Source organism: Methylobacterium sp. 22177 (assembly GCF_052045615.1).
Taxonomy (GTDB): Bacteria; Pseudomonadota; Alphaproteobacteria; order Rhizobiales; family Beijerinckiaceae; genus Methylobacterium; species Methylobacterium radiotolerans.
This window is the reverse complement of record NZ_JBQEPK010000083.1, coordinates 1-11,032: the sequence shown is the minus strand read 5'-3', so window position 1 is coordinate 11,032 and position 11,032 is coordinate 1. Positions and strand designations below refer to the sequence as shown.

Here is an 11,032-nt window from a genome sequence, read left to right as displayed (position 1 = left end):
AACCGCGCCAAGCTCTCCGCCAAGGCTCCGGTGGCGCAAGCGATCGACTACATGCTCAAGCGTTGGAGCGCCTTCATCCTTTTCCTCGACGACGGGCGCGCCTGCCTGTCGAACAACGCCGCCGAACGGGCGATCCGGCCGATCGCGGTAGGCCGCCGCAACTGGACCTTCGCCGGCTCGGATGCCGGCGGCCATCGCGCGGCCGCCCTCTACACGCTGATCGAGACCGCCAAGCTCAACGGCATCGATGCGCAGGCCTGGCTCGCCGATGTGCTCAGCCGGCTGCCCGACCATCCGGCTCGAGGCCTCGACGACCTGCTCCCCTGGAACTGGACCGAGACCCACCCTCAGCCGATCGCCGCCTGACACGCCGCCTCAACGAAGATCGCGGCCTTCACCACAGGCGTACGCTTCTTCTACACCGAAGACAGCTTCGAAGCCTGGGACAACACGCCTGCGGTTTGGCGAGAAGGATATCCTCCTTCCGGTCTCTTCGCGACGGTGGAGGAGGCTATGGCTGAGGCCAGAGCCATTATGCCCTGGTTGCGAACCGCCGCCACCAAAGGGCACGCACCACCCCAGCCGAAGTTGTTGGACGATGACTGACGGCCGCTTTGAGGAAACGCGAATTGCGCTCCCGGCGGCTGCGTTGGGTCGTCAGCGGACAGGGTCGGCCTGAAAAGGCTCCGCTCCGGAGGGTTCCCCTTTCGGCCGGTGGCAGGCGCACGCCGCGGCTTTCTCGTCGGCGCGGCCCCACATCGGCGCTTCGCAAGTGAGGAGCTGTGTTAGCAGATGCGCCAGGGGCGCCGCTTGATAAGGCTTCTGAAGCACCGGGGCTGACCGATACGCTTCCTCCAACCCCTGCGTGCCGTAGCCGGTCGCGAACAGGAACGGCGTGCAGCGCTCTAACAGCAGGTCGGCTACCGGATAGCTGCGGGCGTCGCCCAGGTTGACGTCCAGCACGGCCAAGTCGAAGTTCCCCGTGCGGACATGATCCACGGCCTTGTCGAGGCGCATGGCCACCACGACCTCGCAGCCGAGGTCGAGCAGCATGTCCTCCGCGAGCATGGCCACGAGGCTCTCGTCCTCGACCAGCAGAACGCGGCGCCCTTCCAGCAAACTCATCGGGCAGGGTGCCCTTCCAGTGTCTCCTGGCCGACCCAGCCGAGCTGGGTCAATGGGATCTCCAGCCGGCAGACGACACCGTTCGGCGCGTATGTGATCGCCGCGTTGCCGTCGAACTCCATCGGAAGCTGCCGCTCGATAAGCCGGGAGCCGAAGCCTCTGCGTGTTGGCGGAGTGACCGGCGGGCCACCGCGCTCCTCCCATGCGAGATCTAGCTGCTCGCGGCCATCGTCCAAGGCCTGCAGGGACCACGTCACCGCGACCCGCCCCTCAGGGACCGACAGAGCCCCGTATTTGGCGGCGTTGGTCATCAGCTCGTGCAGCGCCATGGCCAGAGTTACAGCGACCTTGGGGTGCAGGCGTGCATCCGGTCCGTTTAGCACGAAGCGGTTAACGTCGACCTCTGCCAGAAGGTGCGGTGCAAGCGCGCGCTCAACCACGCTGCGCAGGCTGGCACTCTCCCAGTTGTCCTCGACGAGCACGTTATGGGCGGTCGACAGCGCAGCCATGCGGGCGTCGAACACAGCCCGCGCGGCTTGGTCGGTCTGGCCGCGGAACGTCTGCGCGGCGATCGATTGGACCGTGGCCAGCGTGTTTTTCACCCGGTGGTTCAGCTCGTTGATCAGCAGGCGTTGGCGCTCGGCCGCGGCCTTTTCCTCGCTGATGTCGCGGACCTCGATGATCGTGCCGATGATGTTGGCCGCATCGTCCCGGATCGGGCTGGCCGTGAAGCCGACCGGATAAAAATGCCCGTCCTTGTGGACGAAAACCTCCTCGCCACGCTCCTGGTTGTTCTCCGGGAAGGCGCGATCGATCGCGCATTCCGCCAGCGGGAACGGCCGGCCGTCCGGGTAGGTGTGGTGCACGATGTCGTGCAGCGGGCAGTCGCGCTCCAGAACCTCGTTAAGCGTCCAGCCGGTCAGCTGCTCGGCGGCGCGGTTCATGTAGATGCAGTGCTGCCGGTCATCCATCAGGAAGATGGAGACCGAGGCGTTGTTAAGCACGGCATTGAGGCGCCGCTCGGTCTCGAATAGTTGGCCGGCGCCGGGCCTGAGACTCACGAGAGGTGTATTGGCGGCGGGAACAGATTGCAGCGGCTGCCGAGTATGCGGCACTGATACGACCCTTCACAGCGGGGGTGTCAAAAAGGACGGGGCCCAACGAACCGTCGGGATCGTGCATCTCGCATGCCGCGTTGTGGCAGGCGCCACAAGGCCGAGCCTGCCAATGCGCTGACGGGAGGGTTGTTCCATAGCCCAAACACAGTGGCTTTACGCGAGGCTTGGATGTTGGCGGTCGGTCGTCTATTTGCCGGCCCGACCCGGCCTCCAGACCGTCATTGCGTGTAATGATTTCCAAAACCCAACGATTGAGTCTTCGTGTCGCAATCATCGCCGCGGAGGCCCGGGCGGGGGCTCACACGGCCCTGCTGATGGATAGGATCCTACACGGACAGGATACTGACGAAACCGAGCAGGTCCTGTGTCGCGAAATGGACGTCCTGGCGGCGTTGCGTACCCACGCAAAAGCGCGGAACAAGGATGAGCCATCGCCGTAAGAGGTTCATTCCTACGGCTACTGATCTGTACCTTCCCTCAGCAGACCCGACCGCATTGCAGCGGGTCCGCTATGGGCACTTAGTTGGGATTGTCGCGGCGTCTGGTTTGGGTCGATCTCCGACAGCCTTGGTCGAGAGGCTGCACGGACTCATGGGAGGGACAGGCGCAGCACCACGCTGACGGGCCGAGAGGTGGAAATCCCTTTCCGTCCCTTTTATCCTAGAGTCGTGCGACCTCATCGTCGGAGACAACGTTGAAGCCAGGAGGCTCCATGACACGGGCTGGGAACGATGCACGGCTGTCCCTCGACTATGTGTCCGTCGAGGATCTGAACGCAGCTCTACGCGTGTTCCGCCGGCTGCCGTTGGAGCTGCTGGGCTTTCTGGTCCTGTTGCCGATCGTCCTCATCGGACTGTCTCGGCTCGGTACGGCCCTCAATCCACCCTACGGTCTTTACATCTTCGGGTGGGATCTCGTGACCTGGGGCCTGCTCCTGATGCTCGCCCTGCTGTTCGGCCTGCTCTGGTGGCGGGGACGACAGGTCGGGCGCCTCTTGAACGACCGGGACATCCTCGCTTCGCCAGTGATGAGCCTGCTGTCGGTGCCCGGTATCTTGGCCCGGCGAGCCCAGACACTCGGCATGGAATGGACCGGCTTCTACGGACCGCTCCGTCCAACACGGAAGTGAACCAGCGCCAGCACTGACCGGGTCCACGCCTATGGGCACGGATTGGGACCGGTCGACGTGGTTTCCGTGTGGCCCGCCGCCTCCGCGAGCCGCACCGGTATGATCCGCACCAGACCGCGCCAGACCACGACGATCAGACCGAGGCAGACGAGCCACGACAGCAGCCAAATTTCGTATAGATCGGCCTCCATCGCGAATTCCCCATCGAGTCCGAGCCACACAGCGAGCCTGTGTGGAAACGGCAGGCCCGACATGAGCGCCAGGCGCAAGGCAGGAACCGACAGGAGCGACGCTCCAAAGATGAGCGCGGCAGCGCGGTACAGTGGTCGGGCCGCGCCGTTGAGGGTGCCCACGAGGCCACCGAGCAAGGCCGCACCGGCCCAGAACGCGAAGGGCTGTGAGGTCGGGTCATGCGCTGGGCCGACCTCCGGCCCGCCGGGTAGGCGAGGAAAGAGGATGAAGAACGGGGCGAGACCGAGGCCGATGAGCAACGCGAGGGGAGGCGCGTGGAGCAGACGCCTCACTCGGCGGCTGACGGGCTCGTTCACCGGCCGTCCCGCGCCGCGCTCAGCCACTTTCGCCGTCCGCTCTGTCGAGGGCCTTCAGGACCGCTGGATCCTTTCCGTAGCGGCGGCGCAAGCGTGCCTCGTCCGCGTCGATGGCGTCGCAGCGCAGCGCCTTCGCCGCGGCGGCGATCTCCCGACCGCGAGCCTCGTCGTAGGCGTCCTCGCCACCCCAGTGATTGCAGCCTCTTCGCCGCGTCACGTAGGCCTGAGCGTCGGCCGGGAGCCTCGGCGCGGCTCCGGCCGGCTTCACCGGTGCGGCCGACAGCGGCTGAGCCATGAGGGCAGCGGCCGCAAAGGCGACAGAAGCGACGCTTCGCGCATGGGCGGACGGTCGTCCTGGCATGTCATCCCTCTTCTTGCTGGGCTGTTCCTGCGTGTGCGCCACCGTGACAAAGCGCTGCGCGATGCGGATAGCATCGTCTTCTTCCCTGCGCGCGTCCCCGTGGCCAGCACCCGCGCCGTCGAGGCGACCGGCCCGGTTCGGTGGCGCCCGACGCCGCGGCGGCATCCACCATCTCATCCGTTCCATCACCCCGCGCCCGATGTCCGGGCCGGCATACCAGAGGGAAATCGACCGCATGCTCTCACGCCGCGACGCGCTCGCTTCCGCCACGCTCCTGCTCTGCGTGTCGGCCGCTTGGGCCGAACCGACACTGGGGCTGGCCGAGCGCCGGGCGATCGCCGCCTATCGTGAAGGCCGCTTCCCGGCGCAGGAAAAGGCGGTTCAGGAGGCGGCAGGCTTCCCCGTGCCGGTCGAGGTGGCGTGGGATCAGCTCACCATCCCGGGTGACGCGCCGTACTACGCGGATCCGGGCTACTTCGAGACGACGATCTTCGAACCGCTGGCGGCGGGTTTGCGGGACGTGACCAAGGACCAGATGGGCCGTGATGCCCTGCGGGCGAAGCTTAAAACGGTTCGCATCCGTTATGACGAGAAGACCGCCCCAGCCTCGGCCTACCAAAACGGCCTGAAGTTCGAGGGCGGCGTGCTCGACGTGAACTGGCGCCCCTTCGCGAACGTGGCCGACTTCAAGGACCGGGTCGAGGCTGTGGTCAAGGTTCTGGAGAAGAACCTGTGAAGCTCTGGACTTGGGTCAAGCGCGGCAGCACTGTGAGCTTGCTTGCTCTGACGTTTGCCCAGGGCGGCGGCGCGGCGGCAGAGACTGCACCGCGATCGGGTCGTTACGGCAGCCTCGTCCTCGCGGTGCGGGGCAGCAGCGTATCGGGCGTCTTCGCGGACGTGCGCGGCGGGATCAACGGCATGCCGTCCTTCAGCTGCATCTTCCTCCTACGCGGCACGCTGTCCGGCCCCCGCGCGGCGCTCGAGACTTGGTACCCAGGCGAGGCTGAGCGCATCGCCGGCACCCTCACCTTCACGGCGGAGGGGGCCGAGCTGAGACTGGTGGAAGACCATGGCGGCTGCTCGATGACGACGGGCGGCATGGTAGACAAGCCCTACACCCTGCCGCGGGAGGTGCAGGAAGGAGAGGCGCGACCTGAGAACTGGCGCGGTGTCGGACTGGTGACCGCTCGACGCGCCGCTCTCCGGACCGAGCTCGGCCAAGCCCCGAGACGGACCCCTTATCTTGTGGCGGACGACGCGGTTGTGGTGCTGGAGCGCCGGGAGGGCTGGGTGCGGGCGCTCTACCAAGGCGGCAAGGCGCCCGTTGTAGGGTGGCTCCCGGCGACGGACCTAGCCGTCGAGGAGCCGTGACATGTTTCGTCGACCTCTCTCGCCGACGCGGCTTGTCCGGGCGGCGGTGCTCGGCGCGGCCCTTCTGAGCACCTCAACTGCCGCGGAAGCGCGACGCGCCGCGCTTCGGGCAGACGTCGAGGGTTACGCGATGGCTGCCTGTCTGACCCGGCAGGACGTACCGTACCTGCGCGAGCAGGGCCATCTGTGGGGCAATGCGATCTTGCAGCGCGGGCACGGATCAGTGGAGGATTGGACCACACTCGCCGACGCCGTCGGCGCAGCAGCCGCGCGGCAGACCATGTCCATGGCTCGAGGCGACGGAGCAGTTCATGACGCGCTGAAACCGATGCCGCTGCTGTTCTGTCACGAACTCGTCCGCAGCCCAGCGGTCCGCGCCGCCAAGGTTCGGGCGATGCGGCACTTGGCACCGGATTACCGATAGACCGACCGTCCCGACCGACGATCCCACAGGCGAGCGGACGGCAGAAGCGATCCGTGAAGGCTTGGATCATGGTCGTGCGCCCACCCCGTGAGCGGCCGATGGCTCGGCTCTGCTCCCCTTTTTGCCCCTCAGGCGCAGCATTGGGCCTTCGGCGGCGGAGTCGCATAGCACCTGGGAAGTGGTCCGCCCGCTCGGGTGAACGTCCCGAACGACCTGACCTTGCCCCCTTGGCTGCCCGGGGCACGAAGCCAATTGTAGATGGTCGCGTTCGGCCCGGTGAGGGCCCGCGGTGCGTCCGTCTGAACGTTCGCTTACGGCGGAAGCGTGGAAGCCTACGGCCCGGATTTGAGGCGAAGGTGTCTTGTGTGGATGGCTCCCGCATTGCAAGTGGCGAATTGAGCTACTGACGCGTGGGTCGGGTGCAGTCTTGTGTCCGGCCTGTCGATGCAGTCGTTCATGTTGACCGCTGGCCCTGATGGTATCCGCGAGCTGGGTCCCACTCTGCTTTGCGGGCTGTGACGCCCTGGACATCGGGCGGGGTGTCCCGGCTCCCGGTCTGACCGGTTCGCCATCAACTCTCATCGTCCTCGCAACCTGGAAAAGTCTCCTTGCCGTGCTGTCAGGCGGCCGCGGCCAGGGGTGCGCGGTAGGTGCCGCCGCGGGTCATGATCGCCCAGGCGACCCGCGCCGTGCGATTGGCCGCCGCAACGGTCACCACGCGCACCGGCTTGCGCTGCAGCAGTGCCGGCAGCCGCGGGTCGACCGAGGTCGGCGTCGCCTTCGCACGCCGGATCAGAGAGGTCATGCCGACCACGAGCAGGCGACGCAGGTAGCGGTCGCCCATGCGTGAGATCCGGCCCAGGCGCTCCTTGCCGCCACTGCAGTTCTGCAGCGGTGTCAGGCCCAACGAGGCCGCGAACTGCCGACCGGAGCGGAAGCGTTCGGGCTCGCTCACCGAGGCGGCCAACGCGGTTGCCGACACGATGCCGACACCCGGGATCGTCGCCAGGCGCTGCGACAGGTCGCTGTCCCGATGCCAGGCCAGCAACTCCTTCTCCAGTCGGGTGAGCTGGATCTGCAAGGCACCGATCTGATCGGCCAGCCCGGTCACCACGCGCTGGGCCAAGGGTGGCACCTCGGCCGCGTCTCCGGCTGAGAGCCGGGCCGCCAGTTCGAGCGCATGGCGCAGGCCCCGCGCCATCTCGATCCCGAACTCAGCGAGCAGGCCGCGGATCATGTTCACCAGCTGCGTGCGTTGCTTGACCAGCAGGTTGCGTGTCCGGTGCAGAGCCAGCGCCGCCTGCTGCTCGATCGACTTCACCGGCACGAACCGCATGCTCGGGCGCGTCACCGCCTCGCAGATGGCAGCGGCGTCGTGCGCATCGGTCTTGCCACGCTTGACGTACGGCTTCACGTAAGCCGGCGGCATCAGCCGCACGTCGTGGCCCAAGCTCATGAGCTCCCGGGCCCAGTGGTGCGCCGTGCCGCACGCCTCCATGCCGACCAGGCATCGCGGCAGCCTGGCGAAGAACGGCACGACCTGCGCCCGCCTCAGAGCCTTGCGAACGACGACGTGCCCAGCTGCGTCGACGGCGTGGACCTGGAAGATGCTCTTGGCCAGATCGATGCCGACGGTGGTGATCTCCATGGGGATGGCTCCTGCATGAGCGTGGCTGCTGCTTCGGCAGCGACCACATCTTGGCACCGAGATGCCGTCAGTCGGAGCGGGAGCCATCCACCCCATCTGCTTTTGCGACGCAAGCGAATGGAGGCAAATGGCAAAGTTGGGTCACAAGCGGAATGGCGATTTCGGTCCGGGAGGCTGATAGTGCCTTCTACGGGTAGAAGCGGTGAAGGCCCCCCGTTCGTACAAGCCAGAAAGTGCCGTTCTCACTGGCACACTCGAGCTCGACGAACCGTCAGGTCACCTGACGCTCGATTAAAACTTCTCATCGTACCACCAGACAGCCTCAAGGCTTCTTCGAGGTTGCATCGTGCTGCAAGGGCGATGCTCAGCGCGTGCGATGCTCCTGCGAGATCGAGTTGGCTAAGGGTAAGCCCGTCGCCCTCATCGGCCTTCTGCAGCGCCTCGATCAGTGCCACTTTGTCGTCGGTCATCGGGGTTCTCTCGGCTCAGGTTGCAGTCCGCAAACTCCATCTTAGCCGCCGACCCCGATGGCCACCCCAATCCCCGCCCAAACGGGCCCGGAAATTACATCTCGTCCAAGGACGCTGCCCAGAAATCTCAACATTAATCGGTTCATGAAACAGCAATGAATACAATTCCAATGATCGATAAATGGTCTGTGCAACTTCGCCACAAGAATCCTTGCTCCGTACCCCTGCGTGCTCTGATTGTCGACGATAGCCCGGCCAATTTAGATCAGCTCAAGCGGTTGATTGAGAAGGAGTCATCGCTGATCTGCATCGGTCTCACCGAACCGGTACGGGCCCTTGATATGGCCGAAGCAGAACAATTTGATCTCGTCCTTGTCGATTATTCTATGCCTGTGTTGGACGGCATCGCGCTTACACGACACCTGCGTGCCCTGTCCGGCTACGAACGACTCCCGATCGTGATGATTACCGCAAACGTTGATGAGCAGGTACGATTGCAGGCGCTTGAGGCGGGGGCCACGGACTTCTTGCCTAAATCCTCCAAAGCTGCCGAGACCAAAGCGCGCCTGCGCAACATGATCAGCCTCGCGACCGCATTTCGCCAATTGAACGACCAAGCGGCATGGCTTGCACGAGAGGTAGAGATCGCCACCAGCAAGCTGCTTCAGCGTGAAGAAGAAATTATCTTTCGTCTGTCTCTCGCTGTGGAGTACCGGGACAACGATACAGGTGGCCATACATTCCGCGTGGCTCGCTACAGCGAGATTTTGGCCGAAACATTAGGCCTATCACCTGCGGCCTGCCGCTCGATCTTTCTGGCCGCCCCGCTGCATGATGTCGGCAAAGTCGCCATTCCCGACGCGGTCCTACTTAAGCCTAGCCGGCTCGAACCAGAAGAGTTTGAAGTCATCCGAACCCATGCCGTCATCGGTGAGCGAATCCTCGGCGGAAGTAGCAGCGATCTGATCAAGCTCGCATCCGAGATTGCCGGCTCTCACCACGAGCGTTGGGACGGCAAGGGTTACCCGGCCGGGCTGGCGGGCCGTCTGATCCCACTTGCCGCGCGCATCGTAGCTATCGCAGACGTCTTCGATGCACTCACGACTGCAAGACCATACAAGACCGCGATGACCCATGAGGAGGCTTTCGCCTATCTTCAGAAAGAGCGCGGCGCGCACTTCGATCCTGCCTGTGTCGACGCATTCCTCGCAGCGCGTGCTAAGATCCTGGAAGCCAAAAGCAGAAGCATCCAGATGGAGGTCAGTGGCGTTTTGAGTGCGCTGACCGTCACTCAAGCCGGCTGACACGTATCGCTTTTCATACCCGGAAGAGCGCTTCTCTTATACGCTCGGTCACGTTAGCAAGATCGTCATGCGACTGTGGTCGAGCCGAAGCGCCGGATCTCGAGGTGCATCTGCTCGAGCGGCAGGACCTTGGCGGCCGCGCCGCGGTCGATCGCCTCCTTGGGCATGCCGAACACGACGCAGCTCGCCTCGTCCTGCGCGACGGTCTGGGCCCCGACCCGGCGCATCTCCAGCAGACCGTTGGCGCCGTCGTCGCCCATGCCGGTCATCAGGATGCCGAGGGCGTTCGCGCCGGCCGCCCGGGCGGCCGACCGGAACAGGACGTCGACCGACGGCCGATGGCGCGCGACGAGGGGCCCGTCCTTCACCGACACCGCGTAGCTGGCTCCGCGGCGCTCGACCATGAGGTGCCGCCCGCCCGGAGCGATCAGGGCGCGGCCGCGGAGCACAAGGTCGCCGTCCTCCGCCTCCTTGACGGCGATCGCGCAGAGCCCGTTCAGGCGCTTGGCGAACGCCGCCGTGAAATGCTCCGGCATGTGCTGCACGATGACGAGGCCGGGGGACTCGGCGGGCAGCACCTCGAGCACGTCGCGCAGGGCTTCCGTCCCGCCCGTCGACGCGCCGATGCAGACGATCCGGTCGGTCTCGACCACGACGCGTCCGGGCACGGGCGGCGGCAGGACGACATCGGCCGAGAGCTTCGCTTCGACGAGCTGTCGCGGCGGCCGGCTGCCGCGCAGCTTGGCCCGGGCGGCCGCACGCACCGCGTCGCAGACCCGCACCGTGGATTCGAGCAGGAACTGGCGGGTGTCGACCCGCGGCTTCGGCAGTACGTCGACGGCGCCCGCCTCCAGCACCTCGAACAGGATCCGGGAACCCGCCTCGGTCAGGGTCGAGCAGACGATCACCGGGAGCGGCTTCTGCGCCATGATCTTGCGCAGGAAGGTCAGGCCGTCCATGCGCGGCATTTCGAGATCGAGGATGATGACGTCCGGGATCTCCTCCTGGATCCGGCGCGCGGCGATGAACGGATCGGCCGCGGTACCCAGGATTTCGATGTCGGGCGCCGTCTCCAGGATGCCGCACAGGGTCTGGCGGACGGAGGCCGAGTCGTCGACGATGAGGACGCGGATCGGTCTCGACGCACTCACCGGCCGGAATCCCTCAGCTTGCTGAAGACGGTCGAGGACATCTGGTCGAGGCCCGCCACGCCGACGCCCGCCATCGATTCGGAATGGCCGACGATCAGGTAGCCGCCGGGGCGCAGATGCGCGGCGAGGCGCGCGACCACGGCCTTCTGGGTCGGCTTGTCGAAGTAGATCAGCACGTTGCGGCAGAAGACGAGGTCGACGTCCCGGTCGATCGGGTAGGCCTCGTCCATCAGGTTGAGCCGCTGGAAACGCACCCGGGCGCGCAGCTCCGGCACGATCCGCCCCTCGCGCCGGGCCCGGTCGCGCGCGACCATCACGTAGCGCCGCCGCAGGTCCGGCGGCACGGCGGCCAGCATCTCCTCCGGGTAGATCGCCGTGCGGGC

General features: G+C 65.8%; 14 protein-coding genes. 6 read left to right on the top strand and 8 right to left on the bottom strand.

Annotated elements, in window-relative coordinates:
• The coding region (locus tag ACTJK8_RS31405; protein ID WP_440763090.1) for an IS66 family transposase at positions 1-366 on the top strand (366 nt) is incomplete at its 5' end.
• A gap of 291 nt (positions 367-657) precedes the next feature.
• On the opposite strand, the gene ACTJK8_RS31400 is transcribed toward ACTJK8_RS31405, so the two are convergent.
• Both ACTJK8_RS31400 and ACTJK8_RS31395 read right to left on the bottom strand, forming a co-directional pair.
• Positions 658-1,125: a response regulator gene (locus ACTJK8_RS31400; protein ID WP_075382277.1), complete on the bottom strand. Its 468-nt coding sequence runs from the start codon at positions 1,123-1,125 to the stop codon at positions 658-660.
• Entirely contained in the window at positions 1,122-2,240 is a 1,119-nt protein-coding gene (locus ACTJK8_RS31395; protein ID WP_075382278.1) for a sensor histidine kinase, read from the bottom strand. Before ACTJK8_RS31395 ends, ACTJK8_RS31400 begins: the two co-directional genes overlap by 4 nt.
• Before the next feature lie 715 nt (positions 2,241-2,955).
• Here ACTJK8_RS31395 and ACTJK8_RS31390 point away from each other — a divergent pair.
• Positions 2,956-3,372, top strand: a complete 417-nt coding sequence (locus tag ACTJK8_RS31390; protein ID WP_043759045.1) for a hypothetical protein — start codon at positions 2,956-2,958, stop codon at positions 3,370-3,372.
• 29 nt (positions 3,373-3,401) lie between these two features.
• On the opposite strand, the gene ACTJK8_RS31385 is transcribed toward ACTJK8_RS31390, so the two are convergent.
• Entirely contained in the window at positions 3,402-3,920 is a 519-nt protein-coding gene (locus ACTJK8_RS31385) for a hypothetical protein (protein ID WP_124262971.1), read from the bottom strand.
• 19 nt (positions 3,921-3,939) lie between these two features.
• The gene (locus ACTJK8_RS31380) at positions 3,940-4,518 is read right to left on the bottom strand and encodes a hypothetical protein (RefSeq protein WP_236953043.1); all 579 of its coding nucleotides are present in this window, start codon (positions 4,516-4,518) and stop codon (positions 3,940-3,942) included.
• Here ACTJK8_RS31380 and ACTJK8_RS31375 point away from each other — a divergent pair.
• From ACTJK8_RS31375 to ACTJK8_RS31365, 3 genes are read left to right on the top strand one after another with little or no spacing between them, the layout of a single operon-like run.
• Positions 4,517-5,017 carry a hypothetical protein gene (locus tag ACTJK8_RS31375; RefSeq protein ID WP_043759044.1) on the top strand — a complete coding sequence of 167 codons (501 nt, stop codon included), beginning with the start codon at positions 4,517-4,519 and terminating at the stop codon, positions 5,015-5,017. The two genes, ACTJK8_RS31380 and ACTJK8_RS31375, sit on opposite strands and share 2 nt — an antisense overlap.
• Positions 5,014-5,652 (top strand): hypothetical protein, encoded by a 639-nt coding sequence (locus ACTJK8_RS31370; protein WP_278305965.1) that lies wholly within the window; start codon positions 5,014-5,016, stop codon positions 5,650-5,652. The genes ACTJK8_RS31375 and ACTJK8_RS31370 overlap by 4 nt, the downstream gene beginning before the upstream one ends.
• A 1-nt stretch (position 5,653) precedes the next feature.
• Positions 5,654-6,076, top strand: coding sequence for a hypothetical protein (locus ACTJK8_RS31365; protein WP_052083663.1), 423 nt, complete (start codon positions 5,654-5,656; stop codon positions 6,074-6,076).
• A 619-nt stretch (positions 6,077-6,695) separates the two neighbouring features.
• On the opposite strand, the gene ACTJK8_RS31360 is transcribed toward ACTJK8_RS31365, so the two are convergent.
• Both ACTJK8_RS31360 and ACTJK8_RS31355 read right to left on the bottom strand, forming a co-directional pair.
• Positions 6,696-7,724: an IS110 family transposase gene (locus ACTJK8_RS31360; RefSeq protein WP_091955447.1), complete on the bottom strand. Its 1,029-nt coding sequence runs from the start codon at positions 7,722-7,724 to the stop codon at positions 6,696-6,698.
• A 242-nt stretch (positions 7,725-7,966) separates the two neighbouring features.
• A complete protein-coding gene (locus ACTJK8_RS31355; protein ID WP_162494522.1) occupies positions 7,967-8,194 on the bottom strand; it encodes a hypothetical protein in 228 nt (75 codons plus the stop codon).
• A 170-nt stretch (positions 8,195-8,364) separates the two neighbouring features.
• Between ACTJK8_RS31355 and ACTJK8_RS31350 the strand changes: the two genes are divergently transcribed.
• Positions 8,365-9,498, top strand: a complete 1,134-nt coding sequence (locus tag ACTJK8_RS31350) for an HD-GYP domain-containing protein (RefSeq protein WP_075382279.1) — start codon at positions 8,365-8,367, stop codon at positions 9,496-9,498.
• A gap of 65 nt (positions 9,499-9,563) precedes the next feature.
• Here the strand turns inward: ACTJK8_RS31350 and ACTJK8_RS31345 are convergent, their stop codons facing one another.
• Positions 9,564-10,649: a protein-glutamate methylesterase/protein-glutamine glutaminase gene (locus ACTJK8_RS31345; RefSeq protein WP_075382280.1), complete on the bottom strand. Its 1,086-nt coding sequence runs from the start codon at positions 10,647-10,649 to the stop codon at positions 9,564-9,566.
• Positions 10,646-11,032: CheR family methyltransferase (locus ACTJK8_RS31340; protein ID WP_440761575.1), on the bottom strand; the 387-nt coding region annotated here is incomplete at its 5' end. The genes ACTJK8_RS31345 and ACTJK8_RS31340, both read right to left, overlap by 4 nt.

Bases quoted from the DNA above. Each gene is read 5' to 3' on its own strand.
- ACTJK8_RS31400 (WP_075382277.1), bottom strand. From the start codon at position 1,125: ATGAGTTTGCTGGAAGGGCGCCGCGTTCTGCTGGTCGAGGACGAGAGC.
- ACTJK8_RS31390 (WP_043759045.1), top strand. From the start codon at position 2,956: ATGACACGGGCTGGGAACGATGCACGGCTGTCCCTCGACTATGTGTCC.
- ACTJK8_RS31375 (WP_043759044.1), top strand. From the start codon at position 4,517: ATGCTCTCACGCCGCGACGCGCTCGCTTCCGCCACGCTCCTGCTCTGC.
- ACTJK8_RS31380 (WP_236953043.1), bottom strand. From the start codon at position 4,518: ATGCGGTCGATTTCCCTCTGGTATGCCGGCCCGGACATCGGGCGCGGG.
- ACTJK8_RS31365 (WP_052083663.1), top strand. From the start codon at position 5,654: ATGTTTCGTCGACCTCTCTCGCCGACGCGGCTTGTCCGGGCGGCGGTG.
- ACTJK8_RS31360 (WP_091955447.1), bottom strand. From the start codon at position 7,724: ATGGAGATCACCACCGTCGGCATCGATCTGGCCAAGAGCATCTTCCAG.
- ACTJK8_RS31355 (WP_162494522.1), bottom strand. From the start codon at position 8,194: ATGACCGACGACAAAGTGGCACTGATCGAGGCGCTGCAGAAGGCCGAT.
- ACTJK8_RS31350 (WP_075382279.1), top strand. From the start codon at position 8,365: ATGATCGATAAATGGTCTGTGCAACTTCGCCACAAGAATCCTTGCTCC.